We start from the raw sequence: 20,935 nt of genomic DNA on the forward strand, positions 1-20,935 counted from the left end.
ACACAATCGCGCATCGGGCGCCGCGCCGCCTGTGGCATCGTCCGGCAATTCTGCTAAAAGACGCCTCGACTTCGACCGAACGAAGGCGCGCCGAGCGCGCCGCTGAACCGAGACCGAGTGCCCATGTCGGACATTGACACCCTCTATTCTCACATCTCCGCCGCCATCGCCGCGGCGGCAACGGAAGCGGCCCTGGAAGAGGTGCGCATCGCCGCGCTCGGCAAGAAGGGCAGCATCTCCGAGCTGATGAAGACTCTCGGTTCGATGAGTCCGGACGAGCGCCAGGCGATGGGACCGGCCCTGAACGGCCTGAAGACGCGCGTCACGGAGGAAATCGCGACGCGCAAGCTGGTGCTGCAGGAAAAGGCGCTGGAGGAGAAGCTGGCGCGCGAGCGCGTGGACGTCACCCTGCCGCTGCGCCCCGCCCCGGCCGACGAGGGCCGGGTGCATCCGGTCAGCCAGGTGATCGACGAACTGACCGCGATCTTCGCCGACATGGGTTTCGCCGTCGCCGAAGGGCCGGATATCGAGACCGACGAGTTGAACTTCACGGCGCTGAACTTCCCCGAGGGACATCCGGCGCGCGACATGCACGACACGTTCTTCTTCAACCCGAAGGAAAACGGCGAGCGCCTGCTGCTGCGCACCCATACCTCGCCGGTGCAGATCCGCACCATGCGCAGCCAGACGCCGCCGATCCGCGTGATCATTCCCGGGCGCACCTATCGTTGCGACAGCGACCAGACGCACACGCCGATGTTCCACCAGGTCGAGGGCCTGGTGATCGACAAGGGCAGCCATCTCGGCCACCTGAAATGGATCCTGGAGGAATTCTGCAAGGCGTTCTTCGAGGTCGACGACATCAAGATGCGCTTCCGGCCGTCGTTCTTCCCGTTCACCGAGCCGTCGATGGAGGTCGACATCCAGTGCGACCGCTCCGGCGCCGAGGTGAAGTTCGGCGAGGGCAGCGACTGGATGGAGATCCTCGGCTGCGGCATGGTGCATCCGAACGTCATCCGCAACTGCGGCCTCGATCCGGACGAGTACCAGGGCTTCGCCTGGGGCATGGGCATCGACCGCATCGCCATGCTGAAATACGGCATGCCAGACCTGCGCGCCTTCTTCGATGCCGACGTGCGCTGGCTGAAGCACTACGGCTTCCGCCCGCTGGACCTGCCAACCCTGTTCGGCGGCCTGTCGAGCTGATCCACGACGCCCTGCTATGTCCGGGCCGGTTACCCGTCGAGGCACGAAAGAGATGACCCTTCTTCGCCGCGTCTTCCTCGCCGTCCTGCTGCTGACCGGCGCCTTCGCCGGTGCGGCGCTGGCGCAGACCGCCGAGCCGGCGCCCAAGTCGTTCCTGGACGCCTGCGCCGCCAAGATCGACGAACGCGGCCGGCTGCGCTTCTGCGACGCCTATTTCCGCGACGAGCTGGGCAACCAGGCCGACGCCCTCATCTACCTGCGCGACCGCATTACCGGCATGCGGGCGGCGCACGAGGCCGCGGCGGCGGAGAAATACGGTAGCTTCCTGACCGCGATCTACATCGTCGCGTTCCTCACCGTCTGCTCGATCGTGCTGATCGCCGGCGACCGGCGGCTGGCCGGAACCGCGAAATGGGCCGGCCTGACCACCTCGGCGGCACTGCTCGTTCTCATCGTGGCACTCGCCAACGGCTGGCTCGGCAAGTACCGGGCCGAATATGCCGCCCAACTGGAACTGGGCATCCTGCGCGACCGGATCGAGACCGAGGCCGCCCAGGCGATGGCAACAGGCCTGGCGATCACGCCGGAAATGGTGCGCGGCTGGACCGGCGAACTGCAGGCGATCGGCCGGCGCTTCGCTGAAAGCTACGGCGCCGCCACGCCGCTGCCGGAACTCGAACGCTTCCGGGCAAACTGACCGACATCCCGACCGCGCCGCGCGCACCCCGACGAGACACGAAGAGCACCGCCATGAAATTCACCCTGTCCTGGCTGAAGGATCACCTGGAGACCGACGCGAGCCTCGACCAGATCGTCGAGCGTCTGACCATGATCGGCCTGGAGGTGGAGCAGGTCACCGACCGCGCCGCCAAGCTCGCCCCGTTCACCATCGCCAGGGTCATCTCGGCCGAACGGCATCCGAACGCCGACCGGCTGCAGGTGCTCAAGGTCGACACCGGCTCGGGCGAGCCGCTGCAGATCGTCTGCGGCGCGCCGAACGCCCGCGCCGGCCTGGTCGGCGTGCTCGGCCGGCCGGGCGACCACATCCCCGGCCTCGGCGTGACGCTGTCGGTCGGCAAGATCCGCGACGTCGAAAGCTTCGGCATGATGTGCTCGGAACGCGAGCTGGAACTGTCGGACGAGCACACCGGCATCATCGAACTGCCGGCCGACGCGCCGGTCGGCGCGCGCTTCGCCGCCTGGTCCGGCCTCGACGATCCGGTCATCGAGATCGGCCTGACGCCGAACCGACCCGACTGCACCGGCGTCCACGGCATCGCGCGCGACCTCGCCGCCGCCGGCCTCGGCACGCTGAAGGAGCGCCGCCACGAGCAGGTGCGCGGCGGCTATCCCTGCCCGACCGGCGTCACGCTCGACTTCGGTGCCGACAAGCCGCTGTGCAAGGCCTTCGGCCTGCGCCTGGTCAGGGGCGTGAAGAACGGCCCGGCGCCGAAATGGATGCAGGAGCGGCTGATCGCCATCGGGCTCCGGCCGATCAACGCCCTGGTCGACATCACCAACTACATGACCTTCGACCAGGGCCGGCCGCTGCACGTGTTCGATGCGGCCAAGGTGAAGGGCGACCTCGTCGTGCGGCGGGCGGCCGCGGGCGAGACGATCCTCGGCCTCAACGGCAAGAGCTACGAGCTGGACGGCGAGACCTGCGTCATCGCCGACGCCAACGGCGTGGAATCGATCGCCGGCATCCTCGGCGGCGAGCCGTCGGGCTGCGACGAGACGACGACCGACGTTCTGATCGAGAGCGCGCTGTGGGACGAGGACAACATCGCCCGCACCGGCCGCAAGCTCGGCGTCAACACCGACGCGCGCTACCGCTTCGAGCGCGGCGTCGATCCGGATTTCATGCTGCCGGGCCTGGAGATGGCGACGCGGCTGGTGCTGGAACTGTGCGGCGGCGAACCGTCCGAGGTCGTGGTCGCCGGCAGCGTGCCGGAGACGGCCCGGATCATCGACTTCCCCTATTCGGAAGTGAAGCGGCTGACCGGCCTCGACCTGTCCGTCCCCGAGATCAACGTGACGCTGAAGGCGCTCGGATTCTGGCTCTCCGGCGCCGGCGACACCGTCAAGGTCGCCGCGCCGAGCTGGCGGCCGGACATCGAGGGCAAGGCGGACCTGGTCGAGGAGGTCGTGCGCATCGTCGGCCTCGACCGGGTGTCGAACACGCCGCTGCCGCGCACCGGCAGCGTCGGCGCGCGGGTGCTGACCACCGGCCAGATACGCCGCTCGCGCGCACGCCGCACCTTGGCCGCCCGCGGCCTCGACGAGGCGGTGACGTGGTCCTTCATCTCGCGCGGCCAGGCGGAGGCTTTCGGCGGCGGCGCCGGCACGCTGACGCTCGCCAACCCGATCTCCGCCGACATGTCCGACATGCGGCCGAGCCTGCTGCCGGGGCTGATCACGGCGGCCCAGCGCAACGCCGACCGCGGCTTTGCCGACACGGCCCTGTTCGAGGTCGGGCAGATCTTCGCCGACGACACGCCCGAGGGCCAGCGCATGGTCGCCGCCGGCGTGCGCCGGGGCACGGCACGCTTCGCCGGCGCCGGGCGCCACTGGTCGGGGTCGGCCGGCGCCGTCGACGTGTTCGAGGCCAGGGCCGATGCCGAGGCGGTGCTGTCGGCGATCGGCGCGCCGGTCGACAAGCTGCAGGTCCACACAGATGCGCCGGCCTGGTTCCATCCGGGCCGCTCGGGCACGCTCAAGCTCGGGCCGAAGAACCTGCTCGCCGTGTTCGGCGAGATCCATCCGCGCACGCTCGGCCTGCTCGACATCGAGGGGCCGCTGGTCGGCTTCGAGATCCATCTCGACGCGGTACCCGAGCCCAAGGCAAGGGCGACCCGCTCCAAGGGCGCGCTCGACATCGCCGACCTGATGCCGGTGCGGCGCGACTTCGCCTTCGTCGTCGACCAGGACGTCGCCGCCGACCGGCTGATCAAGGCCGCGCGCGGCGCCGACAAGGCGCTGATCGCCGACGTGACGCTATTCGACGTCTATGTCGGGGCGGGGATCGCCGACGGCAGGAAGTCGCTTGCCATCGACGTGACCCTGCAGCCGAAGGAGCGTACGCTCACCGAGGAGGAGATCGACGCGGTGGGCAAGAAGATCGTCGCCGCCGTCGAGAAGGCCACCGGCGGCACGCTGCGCGGCTGACGGCACGGCCCGACGGAACCGCGGGGCATTCCGGCATCGGCCGGGGGCGCCTCGTGCCGGCGCGCGCTCAGTACCACAGGCCGAGGCCGCGGGCGCGGAAGCGCGGGTTGCCGATCTTCGGCACGAAGGACTTGCCCGAGATCGGGGCGGCATGATCGAAGTCGAACGGCTCGACCGAGCGCGTGAGCGCGCGGATGCGGCGCACGCGCTCGTCGGTGGCGGGATGGGTGCGCAGGATCGAGGGATCGGGAATGCGCGCGCCCGGCAGGGCCATTGCCTCCCACATGCGGCCCTGGACGCGTTCCAGCTTGAGCAAGGCGCTGGCGAGGCCTTCGGGATCGCCGGTCAGGTCGACCGCATCGAGATCGGCGTCGAACTCGCGCGTGCGCGACAGGGCGAGCTGCAGCAGCGTGCCGACGGTCGGTGCGGCAACCAGCAGTAGGATCAGCAGCCAGGGCACGTTGCCGCCGCCTTCCAGCATCGACGGCATGTGGAAGAAGAACAGGAACAGGCCGAGGAAGGACATGGTCGAGGTCATGCGCGCGACGATGTCGGCCAGCGCCATGACGCGCACGTCGCCGTTGCGGATGTGGCTCAGCTCGTGGGCCAGGACGCCTGCGAACTCGCGCGCCGTCAGCTTGCGGATCAGACCGTCGGTGACGCAGATCACCGCCTCTTCCGGGCGCCCGACAGCGAAGGCGTTCATCATCTTGCTGGGCACGTAGTAGAGCACCGGCACCGAGGGCAGGCCGGCGCGCCGGGCGAGGACCAGGAGGATGTGGTGGCCCTCGGGAAACACCGACGCGGGCAACGGCCGGGCGCGATAGAGCCCAAGCACCATTTGCGGCGAGACATGGGTCGCGACGTAGAGCGAGAAGGAGCCGCCGAGCGCCGCCCAGAACACGCCCTCCGGACCGGCGATGATGTAGGCGCACAGCGCGAGCAGCCCGACGCTGCCGCCGGCGAGCAAGGCCGTTTGCAGGCTGTTCTGCAGCTTGCGCCGCTGGCGGAGGTTTTCGTCGATGTGCGGAGATGCACTCATGCCTCCAAGATAGGGATCTCGGGCGGCGCCGTCACCCCATCGCAAGCGTCGCACGAAAAAGGGCTGCTGCCCGGCCGGCGGCAGCCCTCAGCTTATTGACAACCCTGCAGCCTCTCCGCTGTCATTCCGGCCAAGCGGAGCGCGAGCCGGAACCGGAGAGTCACGGTGTCGATGATGTCGATGGTCTCGATGAAGGAGACCGAGAGCCCCCGGCTCACCGATCCCGCATCTGCGCTTCCCTGCGTGCGGGATGACGAGCTTGGAGGGTCGTCGGCAGTCTGAGGGCTGCCGCCCGGCCGGCGGCAGCCCTGTCGCGCATCCGCGGGGTCGGATCAGGCGGCGACGTCTGCGAGGAATCGGTCGACGGCGTTGCGCATTTCCTGCGCCTGGGCTTCCAGTTCCTCGGCGGTCCGCGCCACCGTGGCGGCGGAGCCGGTGGTCTGCTCGGCCGCCTGGCTCAGGCCGCCGACGTTGCTGGCGACCAGTTCGGTGCCGTCCGCTGCCTCGGCAACGTTGCGGGAGATCTCGCTCGTCGCCGCGCCCTGCTGCTCGACGGCGGCGGCGATGGCGGAGGTGTACTTGTTGACGTCGTCCATGGTGCGGGCGATCGCGCCGATCGCTTCCACCGCATCCTTGGTCTCGGCCTGGATCGCGGAGATCTGCGAGCCGATCTCCTCGGTCGCCTTGGAGGTCTGGTTGGCCAGTTCCTTCACTTCCGCGGCGACGACCGCGAAGCCGCGGCCGGCCTCGCCGGCGCGTGCCGCCTCGATGGTGGCGTTCAAGGCCAGAAGGTTGGTCTGCTCGGCGATCGCCTGAATCAGCGTCACCACCTCGCCGATGCGGTTGGCGGCGTCGGCAAGACCGGCGACCTTGGCGTTGCTGGTGCGTGCGCCGTCCGTTGCCTGACCGACGATGGTCGTGGTCTGGCCGACCTGGCGCGAGATCTCGGCGATGGACGCAGCCAATTCCTCGGCCGCGGAGGCGACGGTCTGGACGTTCGACGAGGCCGTCTCGGACGCCGCCGCGACGTTGCTGGCTCGCGCCGAGGTGTCCTCGGCGACGCCGCCGAGCTGATGCGATGCGGTGCGCATGGAGCGGGCGCGATCGGTGACGCCGACGAGCTTCTGCTCGATCTCGCCGCGGAAGGCGGCGATACGCTCGGCAATGCGGGCCTGGCGGCTCCGTTCCTCACGGGCGCGCTCGTCCTCGGCGCGCTGCATGGACAGGGCCTGGACCTGGGCCGCCTCGGCGTCGTTGCGGGCCTGTTCGGAGACGGCGAAGGCCTTCTGCAGCTGGGCGACGGTCCACCACAGGGCGCCCACCTCGGCGACGACGATCACGGCGTGGAACACCACGCGCGCGAAGTTCGCGCCGCCCGGGAACAGCAGGAACGGAAAGGCGAAGTTCAGAACGAGATGATGGACCGCGACGACGCCGGCATAGGCGACCAGCGCGCGCCAGTCGACCCAGCCGGCGAGGATGGCGAGCACGGCGAAGAAGTACATGTGGCCGTCGGTCTGGAACGACAGCGCGGGATCGTCGCCGGCGAGCGCGGCGACGAACAGTGCGACCAGGGCGGCGAGCGACACCGCCGTGGCGACCCGCGTCTCGGTGCCGATGCCGAACTTCATCCAGGTGCCCGTGGCCGCCGCGCCAAGCAGCAGTGCGGCACCGGCCACGGCCGCCAGCGATACCGTGCCGTGCCACCAGGCGGTTGCGATGACCAGCAACACGTTGAACCAGATGAAGTAGATCATCGCCTTCGCGAAGGCCGTGCGCATGCTGTCCAGACTGGACATTCCGGTTGCCTGAGTAGTCATCATTCCACCTCTTAGCCGCTCGAGCCGAGCCGCAGACACGCTTCAGCCACCAGAGCGGAAGCAACGTAGAAAGCTCCGGAAGAATAGAGCCGCCACAGGTAGTCCGGCTCGTCGGACGTCGACACGGCCAGCCAGCCCCCGAATCCCGTTGACAGGATCTGCCCGCCCGCCCGGGCCGAAACCTCGGCGGCGCTGGCGGACCAGGGTGCGGACACGACGGCAACCATGCCCTGCTTGCCGGGACCCTGATTGCCGGGCTGGAGCACCGCGAAGACCATCAGCAGGTTGGCGAACAGGAAATAGGCGAGGACGAACCGTTTCGATCCGCCCGTCTTGCGCCGCCTGGTGCACTCCATGGTCTTGGTCCGTTTCTCCCTCGTCAGCCTTTCTACCGCGACGTGACTTAACAATTCCTGAAACGCACAAAGGTCTGGTCGCGGCTCTATTGCGATGCGGAAAAACCAGTAGAAATCCTTACGGGATCTCCCGTAGGGTTTTCGCCGAAGAATACTTTCGGCGGAAATGCATGGTTTGCGGAATCTGGGCTCGAAAGGATCAATCCTCGAGCGCATGGAAGCGCTGCGCGCGGCGCCGCAGCCGGCGCCAGAGCCGCCGGCGCTCGTCGCGTACGCGCTGCAGCGACGGGGCCTGACAGGACGCCGCCTTCAGGCGGCCGTGCAGAGCGTCAAGCCGGCGATAGTCTGCAAGGGCCTCAAGCAGTTCCTGCTGCCGCTCCGCCGTCCGGCGGTCTGCCGGCGTGCCGCAGAGCTCCGACAGGACGACGAGACGTGCATGCCGGTCGATCGCCTTGTGCCAGCGGCGCAGGGCGTCCGCATCGCGTCGGGCGAGCGCCTCGGCCGCGCGGGAGCGCGCCGCCTTGCGCGCCTTGCGCAACGCTCCGGCAACCGCATCGGCACCGATCAGCGCGGGGACCAGCGTCACCGCGTCGACCTCGCAGCGGCGCAACATGGCGTCGAGGACATCGATCCGGCAGACGGCCTCGGCCGCCGCACGATCCCTGCCCGGCGCGCCGGCGACCAGGGTCGGGCCGCCCGGGCTGCCGGTTTCGCCAGCGAACGCCTTGAGCCCGCGCGCACAGACCTTCAGCCGCGCCACGCGCGGCGCATGCGACGGGCCGAGCGGGCGCTTCCACAGCTTCAGGATCAGGCGGGCCTGGCGGACATGGCCGCGCGCCCGCGCCAGGCGCGCGGCGAGCGGCCGGCAGGTCTCGGCAAGGGCGGCGCGCGCTGAAACGATCTCCGCCAGCATGCGGGCGCGCAGGACAACGCCGACGGGGTCGCCGACGGCGGTTTCGGTGAGCCGCGGCACGGTCGCCGCGGCACCGGACCGGTCGCCAGCCGCCGTCAGCGTCCTCATGCCGGCTGGCCGACATCCGCTGCCGGGGCCGCGGGGCAGGCGATGCCGGTGCCTGCGAGGCCGCAATAGCCGTTCGGGTTCTTCGCCAGGTACTGCTGGTGATAGTCCTCGGCGAAATAGAAGCGGCGGCCCGTGGCGATCTCGGTGGTGATCGCGCGGCCGTGGCCGGCAGCCTTGAGGGCCGCAGCATAGGCCGAGCGCGACGCCTCGGCCTCGGCCAGCGCCGCGGCGTCGTCGACATAGATGGCGGAGCGGTACTGGGTGCCGACGTCGTTGCCCTGGCGCATGCCCTGGGTCGGGTCGTGGCGTTGCCAGAAAACGGCGAGCAGGCTCGCGAGCGGCATCAGGGCGGGATCGTAGGCGACCATCACCACCTCGGCGTGGCCGGTGCGCCCGGTGCAGACCTCGTTGTAGGTCGGGTTCGGTGTCTGGCCGCCGGCATAGCCGACCGCAGTGATCCAGACGCCGGGCAGCGACCAGAACACGCGCTCGGCGCCCCAGAAGCAGCCCATGCCGAGCAGCACCGTACGGATGCCCTCCGGCCAGGGCCCCTCGAGCGGGCGGCCGCTGACCGCATGGGGCGCAGCCGGGCGGATCGCCTCGGCGCGCCCGGGCAGGGCCTCGCCCGCCTCCGGCAGGGCGAACTTGCGGGTCAGCATGGTCATGAAGGACATGGCATCATCTCCTCGGTTGGCGGCGGGCGGCCGGCCTTACAGCACCGCGGCACGCCGACGGCGCCGGTCGCCGGCGAGCATCAGCACGAAGGCGAGGCCGGCGGCTACCGCCCACACCGGCCAGGCCAAGACGGTCTTCAGCACCGGATCCCACAGGAACGGGCCGGCGTGGTGCTCGACCGCCGCCCGCGCGGCGTCGAGCGTCGCCGGAGACAATTCGAGCCAGACCTGAACGACCGGGGTGAACACCGGCGTCGAGGCCGCGATGCTCTTGCTGCCGTCGACCACGGCAGCGACCAGGGCGACGGCCAGCAGCAGGAAGCCGACGAAGCGGACGAGCAGTTTCAGCAGACTGACCATGACCGGTTGATCCCCTGCGATTGGCCGCACCGGCTGCACCGGCGTTCCAGACAATACCTAAGGCGAGAACGCCCGCGCCGCAACGCCCGCCCGCAACGACCGCCCGCAACGACCGAGCGCACACGGCTGCGCGAACGGCGACGGACAGGCGCGCGGCGTGCCGGCGCGCCCGCGATCCCGGGCCGATGGCGAAGCCGATCACCGCCCGTGCCCGTGCGGAGCGCAAAAAAACCGTGATCCGGTTCTTGCGTTGGGCCCGCGCGCGAGTATATTGCGCAACTCGCGGACGGGGCTCCCGTTCGCGCGACGGACAGGTGGCCGAGTGGTTGAAGGCGCACGCCTGGAACGCGTGTATACGGGCAACCGTATCGAGGGTTCGAATCCCTCTCTGTCCGCCACTTGCCCCCGCTAAAGCGTTCTCCCGATCCGGCTACGGCCGGATTTTCTCGTTGTATTCGGGGGTTATGCGGGAGGGGCTGAGCACTGGCCTCTGCGCCAGGTGGCCCGGAAGCGGTCTCTCAGGGCCGATATTCTCCGGGCCTCATGACTGCGCCATTTTGGTGAATTTCTCATAAGCCACTGTAGATATTGACGAAATATAAGCCCCTGAAATTGCTTGGATTGGAGTCGCGTTTGGGGCTGCCGCGACCGGGTTCGGAAGTTTTTAGGCCATGGCCCGTTCCAGTCTCTGCTTCCGGCGCTCCCAGTCGGGCATCACCTTGTCGAGGAGATCGAAGAAGGCTGCCCCGTGATGGGGTTCGGCCACGTGGCAGAGTTCGTGGGTGATCACGTAGTCGATGGCATCGACCGGCGCCTGCACGAGGCGGCGGTTCAGTAGCAGACGTCCGGCCGGTGACATGGACCCCCATCGCTGCCGGGTTTGACGTACGATGAGCCCCTTCGGCCTGAATGCCTCGGGATCTGGGAACAGACCGAGACAGAGTTCGATCCGTTCCGGAAACTTGATGTGGGCCCGGTCCCGGTACCATGCTTCGACCAGTTCGCGTGTTACCTCCGGGCGAGTCGGCCGGTGAGTCTGCACGACGATGAAGCCGCGGATCAGCTTCACGCTTTCCTGGACATGCGGGACGACCTTCAGCCGGTACTGGCGCCCCAGGTAAAGATGCGTTTCTCCGGCGACGAACCGGCGCTCCGGCGTCCGCGGTAGGAACTGGGAAAAATACCTCTGCTGCCGCGTCACCCAAGCGGCGCGCTTCCGCAACTTGGCTTCGATCGCGTCGAGCGTTGCATCCTCCGGGGCCGCGATCACCACCGACGCATCCGGCTCGACGGCGATCTCCAGTGTCTTCCTCGGGCGGCGGACGATTTCGTATTGGATCTCCTGCTCTCCGTACTGCAGGCAATGCAATTCCCGCGTCATGCTGCGAACCGGGCCCGGGCGAGGTCCATGATCTTCAGCTCGAGGTCGTCAAGCACCTCCACGGGGAGGTCGATGCCCCTCTCGTCGCGAAGCACGTCAAAGAAGTAGTCATCGATGGCGTTGCGCAGATTGTTCTGGGCCACCTCGTTCGACCAGATGTCCACGATCAGGTGTGACTTGACGATCTCGATGATCTGTTGAGCAATCGCTGCGGAATCGTCGCTGGCCACCGGCTCATCGCCGTTTGTTTTGAGCTGACCGTCAAGGATCCCGAAGAACGCCTGCGCATCCTCATCGCCCCGGATGCTTTCTGGAACATCGCGGCCGCGATCCTTGCGCGCGACCTTGCTCGCGAGGTCCACGACGCTGTTCAGGTATTCGCGCTCGGACAGCCGCTTCTCGCGGTAGGCGCGGATGGTCTCTTCGAGCAGCTCGGAGAACTGTTTGTAGAACGTCGGGTCCTCATCCATCTTCTCGGTGATCGCCCGCCGGGTCGCGCTGGCGATGCGATCGGCCCTCGAGGCCTCGGACACCCCCGTCTCTTCGACGACGGCCTTCAGCGCGTCGGGATCGTTGATGTTGACCACCTCGATGATGGTTTCCGCCGGCATTGCCACGACGTGGTCATCAAGGAGCTTCTGGATCTTCGGTTCGAATTCGCGGACATCGACCGTCTCCTGGTAGCGGAGCTGGACCGAGCGCTTGAGTTCGGAGAACTGTTTCCAGTCGCGTTTCAGGGCATCGACCTTGGTCTCGTCGAAGACATCGAACAGCTTGTCGGACGAGAGCGAGATGTGCAGGCACCGGCTGAACGCCTTGAGGCGCGCGTAGAAATCGTGGCGCAGCGCCTCGTCAGCAAGGTGCTGCTCGAACTGCTCCATGTCCTTCTTGTTTCGAACCGGTTTGAAGAGATCCCAGAGCTGGTCGTGCAGCTGGGGCAGCTTGCGGATCTCCTCACGGACATCGTGCACCGTCCCTGCGAGGTCGGCGGCCTCGTAGCCTTCAAAGGCGCTGTACGTCGTCAGGGCGCTGTCCAGCTCGCCGAGCAGCCCCTCGTAATCAACGATGAAGCCGAACTCCTTCTCCGTTCCGCCGTCCTCGTAGAGCCGGTTCACCCGTGCAATCGCCTGCAGGAGATTGTGTTCCTTCAGGGACTTGCAGACATAAAGGACCGTGTTCCGGGGCGCGTCGAAGCCGGTGAGGAGCTTGGAGACGACGATCAGGATCTCCGGATCGCCGGAACCCTTGAAGGCATCGATGATCTGGCGATTGTACTCTTCCTCGGTCTTGTACCGCGCCATCATCTGCGACCAGAAGCGGCGGACGAGGTCCTTGGATTCCTGGTCGACCTCCTCGTTGCCCTCGTTCTCATCCGGCGGGGAGATGACGATCGCACTCGAGACATGGCCGATCTCGTCGAGAACCTCCTTGAAGCGGACGGCCGCGGCCTTCGAGGGGGCAACGAGCTGCGCCTTGAAGCCGGTCCCCTGCCAGTGCTGGCGATAGTGCTCGGAGATGTCGAACGCCTTGGCTCGGATGGCCTGGTCGGTTTTGGCCAGTGCATCCATCCGAGAGAACTTGCGCTTGAGGTCGGCCTTCTGGCTGTCAGTCAAGCCCTCACTGATCTTGTCGAACCAGCGGTCGATGACTGCGCCCGAGACCTGCTGCTCGACAAGCCGTCCTTCGTACAGCAGCGGAACGACGGCACCGTCGGCGACCGCCTCGTCGATGGCGTAGCGGTGGATCAGCCGCCCGAAGGTCGAAAGCGTGTTCTTCTCCTTCTTCAGCAGGGGCGTGCCGGTGAAGCCGAGGTAGCAGGCCTTGGGCAGGAGGCGTCGCATCTTGGCGGCGAACTGGCTGTGGCCGCCGTAGCGCCCCGTCTGCGTCCTGTGGCTCTCGTCGACCAGCACGAAGATGTTCGGGTCGTCGTCCGCCAGCTTGCTGTTCCTCAGCGCCGTGTCGAACTTGTTGATGATCGTGGTGACCAGCGGAGCCTTGTTCTGGACGAGCTCCAGAAGATGAGACCCACTCGTCGCCCGAACCGGTTCGAGGTCACAGGACTTGAAGGTGTCCTTGATCTGCTTGTCGAGATCGTCGCGGTCCGTGACGATGATGATCCGCGGGTTCTCGATGCTGCGCTCGAGAGCAAGCGAGCGCCCCAGCATCACCATGGTCAGCGACTTGCCCGAGCCCTGGGTATGCCAGATCACGCCGCCCTTGCGGGCGCCGCTCACATCATGCTGCTTGACGGTCTCGACGGCGCGCCGGATCCCGAAGAACTGCTGGTGGCGCGCAACCTTGCGGACGCCGCCATCGAATACGGTGAAACGGCGGATGAGATCGAGCAGTCGCTCGGGGCGGCACAGCGCGTACACCGTCCGGTCCTGAACCGTGACCGCGCGGTCGCCCTCGGCGGCCATCGCGTCGAAATAGGCGCGCGCGCCCGCGAAATCACCGGAGAAGATGGCGTCCTTCTCCACCGCGGTGAGCACGCGGTTGGCGAAGGGCGCGATGGCCTCGTCGGTATCCTCTTCGTCGCGCCAGGTCTGCCAGAACTTCCGCGGCGTCCCGACCGTCGCGTAGCGCGCCTCGTTGCGGTTCATGGCCGTTAGCAGCTGGGCGAAATGGAAGAGCTGCGGGATGTTGTCCTCGTTCTGGTAGCCGATCAGCTGGCTGTCCGCCTTCTTCAGGCTCTCGGTCGGCCGCTTGTTCTCGATCACCAGGATCGGGATACCGTTGACGAACGCAACGATGTCGCAGCGCTTGGTCTGACTCGACGCGGTCCTCTCGACCGAGAACTCCGCAGTGACGTGGAAGACGTTGTTCTCGGGCTGCTCCCAATCGATGTAGCGGAACGAGTAGCTCTTCGAATCGCCGTCGATGGACTTCGTGATCGTCGTGCCGAGGACGAGCGTGTCGTAGATGTCCTGATTGGTGCCCCGGAGCCCCTTCAGGCGATCGGGCGTGGGCTTGAGCCGCCGCATCGCCTCGTGCGCGTCCTCGAGGTCGAAGCCGTACTCGCGGCCCCGGTGCGTGAAGCGGTTGATGCGCATCAGCTGCTCGGCGAGCACGTCGTCCAGCACCACGTTCCGCAGGCGCCCGCCGCGCAGGCGCAGGGCTTCCTCCTGCGAGAGCGGCTTAAACCCCAGCGCCACCAGCAGCTGCAGTGCTGGCACCTGGGACTGGTGTTTCTCGGCGGCGTTGAAGGTCATGGGGCGCGCTCCCGGGCCCGGATTAACTTGCGGTCAAGGGGCTCTGTGGCTATATACGGACCAAAGGATTGGGCATTTCCCGGTCGACAAAGGGGTCCTGGAGTTTCCGGGGCCCCTTTGTTTTTTCCTGTCTGACAAGCGCTTAGGGGAAGCATTTGAGCCCTCCCAGCTTGGGCTCGATGATCTCGAACGCGCGGTTCGGCTGGCCCGGGCGCAGCCGCGACAGCGCGATGGGCCGGGCCGTCAGGTCGGCCAGCTGCAAGCCCGAGGCATTCGCGGCCTTCGGGATGAAAACCGGCTGGAAGTCGAAGCGGCTGAAGTCGTGCCGGCGGTAGCCCCAATGGCTCTGGTTGCTGGCGATGCGGCGGAACTCCAGTTCAAGCTCGGCATCTTCCTTGGCGCCCCGGCTCTCGAACACGACATGCACCGTCTTCCCGTGCTGCTCGAAGCGGTTCATCATGGCCTGCAGCCGCTCCATGCAGAAATGCAGGGCGATCTCGTAGGGGTTCCACGGGTTGACATACTTCGCGCGGTGCTTCTCCTTGTCGATGACCGAGGCGAAGATCGTCATTGGCGCGGCTTCCATGAGCGCGTTCAGTTCGTCGAAGAAGCGGCTGCGCAACGCGCGGTCGGTGCGAAGCAGGCCGAAGGGGCCGAGGCTCTTGCGGATCTCGTGTTCGTGGAGGATCACCGAATCGTGACCCCAGATGCCCAGCTTGAAGCGCTGCATGGCAGGCACGACGGTGTTGACGTAGTCGTCCTTGCGCATGACGCAGAAGGTCAGCGCGAAGACGGGATATTGCGGGTCGATGCTGACCATCCCGTGATCGCCGCTCTCGTCGGCATAGACGATGAAGTCGCAGAAGTCAGGCAACCGGCGCCTCCAGCTTCACGCGCCATTCGCCCGTCAGCAGCTTCTGCATGAGGCCGCGTTTCTGTCGGGTCAGGGCTTCGATCTCGGCTTCGATGAGGGCGATTTCCTCACGGCCCGCGTTGAGAGCGCGGGAAATCGATTGCTGCCGCTCGATGGTCGGGACCGGGATGAGGATTGAGCCTAGGTCGCCGAAGCTCACCGTCTCGCGGACACTTCCTTGCGCTGCGAGAGCGATGCGCTGACGGGCCTCGGCCGAGCGAAGCCAATGCTGGAAGAAATCCGAGTCCAGCCCGTCACGCACTTGGAAAACGACATACATCGGACTGAGCGCGCCAGCTTCCCATGCGTCGAGGCGGGCGATGGAGCCAACGTTGATGCGGGAGGGGTTGTAGGCGTATTGGCCGCGTCGCACGATCTTGTAGTTGGACAGGTCAGCCGATGCGACGCGGTGCGCGAACTGATCCTCGGCGAGGACGAAACCAGCCGAATTGGTGACGCTGAGCACGCGCTCGACCTGTTGGCCACGGTTACGCGTGGAAACCTCGCTCAGGAAATCGCGGAGGTGGAGGCGTTCAGCTTGTTCGTCATGGATCAACCAGGCGGCAAGGCCATCCAGCCGCCGCACCTTCGCCGCGTGGAGGGCGGTAACCTTTTCGAGCGCCTCGTCCCAGGTCCGCAGGATCGCGGCGATCCTGCGCTGTTCGGGGAGGGGGGGGAAATCGATAGTCAGGCGCTTGAAGATCGGCAAACCAATGGTCTTGATCGTCGAGCCAACAGCCATGCGCTCAAAGAAGGGCTTCTGCGTCTGCATCCACGCATAAAGAAACCACGGATCGAGAACCCTCTTGGCGGAGCAGGACCAAGCGATAAAATGCTGACTGACAGCCATTTCGCTCTTCAGGACAGCAGACTTTCCGACCCCTGCATCCCGCGACAGAATCACCGTTTCCGGTGGCAGCAAGACGGCTGATGAGTGTCTGATGCCAAGGTGAGAAATCTGCTTGTCGGTTTCGGATATGTATCCTTGGTCGAGCTTGGCACTATCCGCCAATGAGACCCAAGCCACGCCGCCATTCCAATACTCCGGTCTTCCTTGATCCGGTGTGTGGCCGCTCGCGCGGTCGGCAACGTCATCCAGCCGGGCTCTTCGCCAACCCTTTGGCAAGGCACGTCCGAGATCGGGAAACGGCTTTAAGGTATCGCCGCCATCAAGCATCAACGCCGAGCTCCTTCAGGTATCCGGCCATCTTTGCCCGCACCTCGGCGAGTTCCGCCTCGATCCGCTGGATGTCCTTCTGCACGGCGGCCACGTCGATTTCCTCCTCCGGCTCGAAGGTATCGACATAGCGGGGGATGTTGAGGTTGTAGCCGTTTTCGGCGATCTCCTCGGGGCTGGCGCGATGCGCAAAGCGCGGCACCTCGGCGCGGCTGCGGTAGGTTTCCAGCACCTTGGCGACATGCGCCTCGTCCATCACGTTCTGGGTCTTGCCCGGCGTGAACTCCTTGCTGGCGTCGATGAACAGCACGTCGCGCCGGCCCGCGTTCGCGCCGCCTTCCTCGCGCGAGCGGTCGAAGATCAGGATGGCGACCGGGATGCCGGTGGTGGTGAACAGGTTGGCGGGCAGGCCGACGACGGCATCGAGCAGGTTCTCCTCGATCAGCTGCTGCCGGATGCGCCCCTCGGCCCCGCCCCGGAACAGCACGCCATGCGGCACGATCACCGCCACGCGACCGGACTGCCGCCTGGCGATCTCGATCATGTGGGTGATGAAGGCGTAGTCGCCCTTGGACCTGGGCGGGATGCCGCGCCAGAAGCGGTTGTACGGGTCGCTGGCGGCATTCTCGGCGCCCCACTTGTCGAGCGAGAACGGCGGATTGGCAAGCACCACGTCGAAGCGCATCAGGTGGTCGCCCTCGACCAGCGCCGGGCTGTTGAGCGTGTCGCACCACTCGATGCGGGCGGCGTCCTTGGCGTGCAGGAACATGTTCATCCGGGCCAGCGCCCAGGTCGCCCCGTTCACCTCCTGCCCGTAGAGGGCGAAGTTCTCGGACCCGACCTCCTGCGAGGCCTGGATCAGCAGCGAGCCCGACCCGCAGGCGGGATCGCAGATCGTGTTGCCGGGCTGCGGCGCCGCCAGTTTGGCGAGCAGGCGCGAGACGGCGGTGGGCGTGTAGAACTCGCCCGCCTTCTTTCCGGCGTCCGAGGCGAAGCGCGAGATCAGGTAGATGTAGCACTCGCCGATGATGTCCTCGGTCACCCGCGACGGGCGCAGGTCGAGCGCAGGCTTGGCGAAGTCCTCGAGAAGATTCTTCAGGCGGCGGTTGCGATCCTTAGGGCGGCCGAGATTGGCCTCGGAGTTGAAGTCGATGTTGCGAAAGACGCCCTCGAGCTTGGCCCGGTTCGCGTCCTCGATCTTCTCCAGCGCGATGTTGATCAGCTCGCCGATATTGGCCTCGTTCCGCTGGGCGTAGAGGTCGTAGAAGCTGGCGCCCTCTGGCAGGATGAAGCGCTCGCGCTCGAGGCGGCGGCGAATGCGGGCCTCGTCACCGCCGTACTGATTGCGGTAGGTCTCGACGTGGTCGTTCCAGAGGTCCGAAATGTACTTCAGGAACAACATGACGAGGATGTAGTCCTTGTACTGGCCGGCATCGACGGCGCCCCGGAAGGTGTCGCAGGCCGCCCAGGCGGTCTGGTTGATCTGCTGTTGGGTAATCTGATCGGTCATCAGGCAATTTCCTTCTGGTCGGCGGCCTTCGCTGCATCGCCGAGAATGGCGCTTACGAGTTCTTCGCGGCGAGCGGCGAGTTGACGGAGCAGTTGTCCCTCCTGCCGGGCGAGGGCGTCGAGTTCGACGATACGTTTCTGCGTGGGCAGGTCGGGCACGGCGATCTCGAGGTTCTCGAGGACCGCCATCGGGATCATCCTGAGGCTTGTGCCTTGTGCTTCTGCGCCGAGCCTGCGCTGCGCATCGGGCTGGTTGATGGCCCACGCCACGTATTCCGGGAGAACGCGGTCCCTGTCGGGGCGAACGATCACCAACGGGACAATGACCACGACGGGCTCCGGCAGCGAAGCGGGAATGGCCACCGCGGCGTTCGGCTCGCCACGCGATCGAAAGACGACCTCGCCGCCGCGGACGAAGTATCGGTCGGACAGCTTGTCCAGGTCGTACCTCTGGAAGTCCGGTCCTGGCGCTTCACCGTTCGTTCCGACGTCACGCAGTTGAAGCGCCGGCACGCCACCCTCCGACAGCGGATCGAGCCTGCCGCGCGCCGTGTAGCCGGAGTGAATGTCCGAGAGCTCCGCGAGCCGCATGAAAGAATCCTCTGTAAGGCGATTTACAGAGATCTATGCGATCCTGTCCCTCGAGTCAATCCTTCAAAGCGCAGTTTTCTTCCTACAGAGAAAAATGCAGCGCCTGATGCTGCCATGTGAGCGGGAACGGCTCCAGCACCTGCGCGAGCGTCACCTCCGGCCCCTGCTTCCCGTCCAGGATCGCGTCGATGATGTCAGGCGCGAGCAGCGTGAGCCGTAGGACGCGGGTCATGTAGGAGGGCGCGATGCCCTCTCGTTCGGCCAGTTCGGCGATGGTGGCGTATTCGCCCGACTCGAGCATCCGCTTCCATCGGAACGCACGGGCCAGCGCCTTGACCAGCGTGCTGTCAGTACGCTGCGATTGCGTGGCGCCCTCGGGCAACTGCATCTCCTTCTTCCCGCCACGCTTCACGATCCGGAACGGGACGTGGAGCGTCACAGTCTCCGGGATCGGCGTGCTGCGGTTCATGCGGCCGCCTCGATGCCGCCGGCCAGCATCTCGCGCGCGAGGCTGCCGAGCCCGTCGACGCGGAGCCGGACGTTCAGCCCGTCCGTGCCTATCTCCACCCGTTCAACCAGCAGCGCCACGATACGCGCCTGCTCGGCGGGGAACAGTTCGTCCCACAGCGGATCGAGCTGCTGCAGGGCCGCGCGGGCGTCGTCTTCGTTGATGTTGTCCACGTGGGAGCGCGCGGCCTTCAATGTCCCCGCCACGATCTCGGGCTGGCGGAACACGGCGCGCACCTGGTCGATGACGGCCGCCTCGATCTCTCCCGCGGGCACGCGGCCGACCGGACATGAGCCGGCACCATGTTTCAGTACTGTCTGGCTGACATAGTAGCGGTACAGCCGGTCGCCCTTGCGTGTATGCGTCGGCGAGAAGGCCGCGCCGTCGGGTCCGAACAGCAGCCCCTTCAGCAGCGCTGGCGTCTCGGCGCGGGTACGCGCGGCGCGCTTGCGGGGGCTCTCCTGCAGGATCGCATGGACACGGGCCCACGTCTCGCGGTCGATGATGGCGTCGTGCTCGCCGGGATAGCTGTCGCCCTTGTGGACCGCCTCGCCGATATAGGCGCGGTTGTTGAGCATCCGGTACAGGTACTTCTTGTCGATCCGGTTGCCGCGGGGCGTGCGGATGCCGCGCTTCGCGACCTCGCGGGCCAGTTCCGTGCCCGATCCGATCTCGAGGAAGCAGGCGAAAATCCAGCGCACGTGCTCGGCGACGTCTTCGTCGACCAGCAACCTCCGATTCTCGACGCGGTAGCCGTAGGGCGGCACGCCGCCCATCCACATGCCCTTCTTCCGGCTCGCCGCGACCTTGTCTCGGATGCGCTCGGCCGTGACCTCGCGCTCGAACTGGGCGAAGGACAGCAGGATGTTCAGCGTCAGCCGGCCCATGGAAGTCGTCGTGTTGAAGGACTGCGTGACCGAGACGAACGTGACACTGTTTCGGTCGAATACATCTACCAGCTTGGCGAAGTCGGCCAGCGAGCGGCTGAGGCGGTCGATCTTGTAGACCACGACCACATCGACCAGCCCGTCCTCGATGTCGGCAATCAGTCGCTTCAGACCGGGGCGTTCCAGCGTGCCGCCCGATATACCGCCGTCGTCATACTGATCGCGGACCAGCACCCAGCCCTCTGACCGTTGGCTGGCGATATACGCCTCGCAAGCCTCGCGCTGGGCGTGCAGGCTGTTGAATTCCTGCTCCAGCCCTTCCTCGGAGGATTTCCGCGTGTAGACCGCGCAGCGGAGCTTGCGGGCGAGCTTCGATTTCTCCGGGGGCTCCGTCATGTCCGCCCCCTATGGTTCTTGAGACCGAAGAAGACCCATCCATTCCACCGGGTGCCGGTGATGGCCCGCGCGATGGCAGAAAGCGACTTGTAAGGCCGCCCCTGCCATTCGAAGCCATCGGCTGTGACGGTGACGACAAACTCGACGCCCTGCCATTCGCGCAGGAGCCTCGTTCCGGTGATGGGGCGATCGCGGTCGAGGCGCATTCCGCGCTTTTTCCTGTCGCCGCCATCCAGTTCCTCGCCAAGGCGTTCCAGCCGCCGGATCGTCTCCGGTTTCAGCCCGCCATAGGCGAGTTCCTGGATGCGGTAGGCCAGACGGGATTCAAGGTAGCGCCGGTTGAACGGTGGCGGCTCGCCGTCGAACAGGTCGCGCCACTGCTTTTTCAGGTCTGGCGTCGGCGCGGTCTTCAGCGCGGCCAGGCGCGCGGGGATGGGGTCGTGCGTCGTCATGCTTTCTCCGTTGGCTTCCGGGTTGCATGACGGCATTGGTCGGCCTGATAGTGTAGGCGAATTTCTCCAGTATCGACAGAAGGTTCGCCGCGTTCGCGCAGCCGCAACCGGACCAGCCCGAGCGCCAGCAGGCCGCACAGCTCGGCGCGGCGTTCGGCGGGGGTCATCGCCGAAGGGGCGAGTGGGTTGGGGCGACGAATGGGACCGGGATCGAACATCATGATCCATCGGTGTCGGATTGCGCCGCCGGCCGCGACCTCGG

At 66.6% G+C, this 20,935-nt stretch carries 19 protein-coding genes and 1 tRNA gene; 4 read left to right on the top strand and 16 right to left on the bottom strand.

The features are described from left to right. Window positions 1-132: 132 nt before the first annotated feature. From pheS to pheT, 3 genes are read left to right on the top strand one after another with little or no spacing between them, the layout of a single operon-like run. Entirely contained in the window at window positions 133-1,206 is a 1,074-nt protein-coding gene (pheS, locus tag SL003B_RS18850) for a phenylalanine--tRNA ligase subunit alpha (protein WP_479687520.1), read from the top strand. 52 nt (window positions 1,207-1,258) lie between these two features. Beyond that, window positions 1,259-1,903, top strand: coding sequence for a hypothetical protein (locus tag SL003B_RS18855; protein ID WP_013654469.1), 645 nt, complete (start codon window positions 1,259-1,261; stop codon window positions 1,901-1,903). Window positions 1,904-1,956: 53 nt separating this feature from the next. After that, entirely contained in the window at window positions 1,957-4,374 is a 2,418-nt protein-coding gene (pheT, locus tag SL003B_RS18860; RefSeq protein WP_013654470.1) for a phenylalanine--tRNA ligase subunit beta, read from the top strand. Between the two features lie 67 nt (window positions 4,375-4,441). Here the strand turns inward: pheT and SL003B_RS18865 are convergent, their stop codons facing one another. The 6 genes from SL003B_RS18865 to SL003B_RS18890 form a co-directional block, all read right to left on the bottom strand. Further along, window positions 4,442-5,416: a zinc metalloprotease HtpX gene (locus SL003B_RS18865; RefSeq protein ID WP_013654471.1), complete on the bottom strand. Its 975-nt coding sequence runs from the start codon at window positions 5,414-5,416 to the stop codon at window positions 4,442-4,444. A gap of 332 nt (window positions 5,417-5,748) precedes the next feature. Then, window positions 5,749-7,215 (bottom strand): methyl-accepting chemotaxis protein, encoded by a 1,467-nt coding sequence (locus SL003B_RS18870; RefSeq protein ID WP_013654472.1) that lies wholly within the window; start codon window positions 7,213-7,215, stop codon window positions 5,749-5,751. A gap of 32 nt (window positions 7,216-7,247) precedes the next feature. Continuing rightward, window positions 7,248-7,592 (bottom strand): hypothetical protein, encoded by a 345-nt coding sequence (locus SL003B_RS18875; RefSeq protein ID WP_013654473.1) that lies wholly within the window; start codon window positions 7,590-7,592, stop codon window positions 7,248-7,250. Window positions 7,593-7,791: 199 nt separating this feature from the next. Further along, a complete protein-coding gene (locus SL003B_RS18880; RefSeq protein ID WP_013654474.1) occupies window positions 7,792-8,613 on the bottom strand; it encodes a hypothetical protein in 822 nt (273 codons plus the stop codon). Further along, on the bottom strand, window positions 8,610-9,278 hold the full coding sequence (gene msrA, locus SL003B_RS18885) for a peptide-methionine (S)-S-oxide reductase MsrA (protein WP_206772016.1): 669 nt from the start codon (window positions 9,276-9,278) through the stop codon (window positions 8,610-8,612). Before msrA ends, SL003B_RS18880 begins: the two co-directional genes overlap by 4 nt. 45 nt (window positions 9,279-9,323) lie before the next feature. After that, on the bottom strand, window positions 9,324-9,647 hold the full coding sequence (locus SL003B_RS18890; RefSeq protein ID WP_013654476.1) for a hypothetical protein: 324 nt from the start codon (window positions 9,645-9,647) through the stop codon (window positions 9,324-9,326). Window positions 9,648-9,955: 308 nt separating this feature from the next. Here SL003B_RS18890 and SL003B_RS18895 point away from each other — a divergent pair. Continuing rightward, window positions 9,956-10,045, top strand: a tRNA-Ser gene (locus tag SL003B_RS18895). A 266-nt stretch (window positions 10,046-10,311) separates the two neighbouring features. On the opposite strand, the gene SL003B_RS18900 is transcribed toward SL003B_RS18895, so the two are convergent. From SL003B_RS18900 to SL003B_RS22890, 10 genes are all read right to left on the bottom strand, one after another. Continuing rightward, a complete protein-coding gene (locus SL003B_RS18900; RefSeq protein ID WP_013654477.1) occupies window positions 10,312-11,028 on the bottom strand; it encodes a M48 family metallopeptidase in 717 nt (238 codons plus the stop codon). Further along, window positions 11,025-14,240: a type I restriction endonuclease subunit R gene (locus SL003B_RS18905; protein WP_013654478.1), complete on the bottom strand. Its 3,216-nt coding sequence runs from the start codon at window positions 14,238-14,240 to the stop codon at window positions 11,025-11,027. Before SL003B_RS18905 ends, SL003B_RS18900 begins: the two co-directional genes overlap by 4 nt. 142 nt (window positions 14,241-14,382) lie before the next feature. After that, window positions 14,383-15,114 (bottom strand): DUF3800 domain-containing protein, encoded by a 732-nt coding sequence (locus tag SL003B_RS18910; protein ID WP_013654479.1) that lies wholly within the window; start codon window positions 15,112-15,114, stop codon window positions 14,383-14,385. Continuing rightward, window positions 15,107-16,330, bottom strand: a complete 1,224-nt coding sequence (locus tag SL003B_RS18915) for a restriction endonuclease subunit S (protein WP_083812128.1) — start codon at window positions 16,328-16,330, stop codon at window positions 15,107-15,109. Before SL003B_RS18915 ends, SL003B_RS18910 begins: the two co-directional genes overlap by 8 nt. Continuing rightward, window positions 16,323-17,840, bottom strand: coding sequence for a type I restriction-modification system subunit M (locus SL003B_RS18920; protein ID WP_013654481.1), 1,518 nt, complete (start codon window positions 17,838-17,840; stop codon window positions 16,323-16,325). The genes SL003B_RS18915 and SL003B_RS18920 overlap by 8 nt, the downstream gene beginning before the upstream one ends. After that, window positions 17,840-18,430 (bottom strand): restriction endonuclease subunit S domain-containing protein, encoded by a 591-nt coding sequence (locus SL003B_RS18925; RefSeq protein WP_013654482.1) that lies wholly within the window; start codon window positions 18,428-18,430, stop codon window positions 17,840-17,842. Before SL003B_RS18925 ends, SL003B_RS18920 begins: the two co-directional genes overlap by 1 nt. Before the next feature lie 82 nt (window positions 18,431-18,512). Next, window positions 18,513-18,899: a bacteriophage-like protein gene (locus SL003B_RS18930; RefSeq protein WP_041375641.1), complete on the bottom strand. Its 387-nt coding sequence runs from the start codon at window positions 18,897-18,899 to the stop codon at window positions 18,513-18,515. After that, window positions 18,896-20,221, bottom strand: coding sequence for a recombinase family protein (locus tag SL003B_RS18935; RefSeq protein WP_013654484.1), 1,326 nt, complete (start codon window positions 20,219-20,221; stop codon window positions 18,896-18,898). Before SL003B_RS18935 ends, SL003B_RS18930 begins: the two co-directional genes overlap by 4 nt. Further along, a complete protein-coding gene (locus SL003B_RS18940) occupies window positions 20,218-20,673 on the bottom strand; it encodes a DUF2924 domain-containing protein (protein ID WP_013654485.1) in 456 nt (151 codons plus the stop codon). The genes SL003B_RS18935 and SL003B_RS18940 overlap by 4 nt, the downstream gene beginning before the upstream one ends. Then, window positions 20,670-20,894 (bottom strand): hypothetical protein, encoded by a 225-nt coding sequence (locus SL003B_RS22890; RefSeq protein ID WP_013654486.1) that lies wholly within the window; start codon window positions 20,892-20,894, stop codon window positions 20,670-20,672. The genes SL003B_RS18940 and SL003B_RS22890 overlap by 4 nt, the downstream gene beginning before the upstream one ends. Window positions 20,895-20,935: the final 41 nt, after the last annotated feature.

It is taken from the genome of Polymorphum gilvum SL003B-26A1, assembly GCF_000192745.1.
Lineage (GTDB): Bacteria > Pseudomonadota > Alphaproteobacteria > Rhizobiales > Stappiaceae > Polymorphum > Polymorphum gilvum.